General features: G+C 55.4%; 1 protein-coding gene. It reads right to left on the reverse strand.

Annotated elements, in window-relative coordinates; all coding sequences use genetic code 11:
• Nucleotides 1-684: immunoglobulin-like domain-containing protein (locus tag K0H48_RS31155; protein ID WP_368862213.1), on the reverse strand; the 684-nt coding region annotated here is incomplete at its 3' end.
• Between the last annotated feature and the right edge of the window lie 14 nt (nt 685-698).

The raw sequence follows: 698 nt of genomic DNA on the forward strand, positions 1-698 counted from the left end.
ACCGCCAGTGGTGTCAGTGATCTTGACCGTTTGGATGCTCTTGTCGATGAACACGTCATCGCCAGGCGCGGCAACAGTCACGGAGCCAACGGTTTCACCAGCTTTGATGGTGATGCTCGAGCCGTTATCCAGCTTCAGGGTTACATCGGTGCCCGCTTTATTAGAGAGCGTAGCGGTGTAAGTGATCTGACCACCCTCATTGACTGCGCTTGGCGCGGTCAATGTGACGGTAGTGGTGTTATCAGTACCCGGAGTGTCGGTGACAGTAGTGCTGACCGGCGTTGTACCGGGTACCAAATTCTCAAAATGCTCACCGCCAGTCACATTAGTAATCGCGGTGGTGACGGTCTGGTCGCCCTTGTACACGTCATCTGGAGCTACAACGGTGACGTTGCCGCTGGACTGGTTCACACCGATGGTGATGGTCTGGCCATTGTCCAAAGTCACGGTCAGCGGGTTGGTGATGTTGGTTACCGCATTACCCGACTTGTCGACCAGCGATGCGGTGTAAACGATATTGCCGCCTTCGCCAACGGTGGTGGTGGCGGTCAGCACCACATCCACTTTGTCGATAGTGTCGTTAATGGTGGTGGTCGCGCCGTTGCCTGCAACTTCCAGCTTCTCGAAATTGCCGCCAGTGGTGTCAGTGATCTTGACCGTCTGGGTGCTCTTATCGATGAACACGTCATCGCTTGGCG

This window comes from Pseudomonas sp. Xaverov 259 (genome assembly GCF_019352915.1).
Taxonomy (GTDB): Bacteria; Pseudomonadota; Gammaproteobacteria; order Pseudomonadales; family Pseudomonadaceae; genus Aquipseudomonas.